General features: G+C 61.7%; 1 protein-coding gene and 1 pseudogene. Both read right to left on the bottom strand.

The genetic code is table 11. The features are described from left to right. Positions 1 to 197 (bottom strand): efflux RND transporter permease subunit (locus tag AF337_RS07365; protein WP_152970948.1); only part of this gene is annotated, 197 nt, incomplete at its 3' end. Continuing rightward, a pseudogene (locus AF337_RS45145) lies at positions 197 to 345 on the bottom strand (efflux RND transporter periplasmic adaptor subunit); the annotation flags it as partial. The pseudogene AF337_RS45145 and the gene AF337_RS07365, both read right to left, overlap by 1 nt.

The following is a 345-nucleotide window of genomic DNA, read 5'->3' as shown; positions in this document are numbered from 1 at the left end:
GTGCGGGCGACCTCCGTCTCGAGCTGCGCCGGCGCGGCGCCATCGAGCGTCGCGGTAATTTTGATGGTCGGGAGGTCCATATCGGGGAAGTTCTGGACCGGCAGATGCTTGAAGGCCAGCAAACCGCCGACGGCAAGCATCGCAAAGAGCAGGATTGCCGGTACGGGATTGCGGATCGAAAATGCGGAAAAGTTCATCAACCTTCTCCCGCAATCTTCACGAGATCGTTGTCCGACAGAAACGCTCCGCCCGACGTCACCACTCTCGCCGACTTATCTATGCCGGAGACGATCTCGACTTCGCCGTCGGTGCGACGGCCGGTCTCGACCCGGACCCGCCTTACCC

The sequence above is a fragment of the Rhizobium ecuadorense genome, assembly GCF_001187535.1.
GTDB lineage: Bacteria > Pseudomonadota > Alphaproteobacteria > Rhizobiales > Rhizobiaceae > Rhizobium > Rhizobium ecuadorense.
This window is presented reverse-complemented; position numbering and strand designations above follow the sequence as displayed.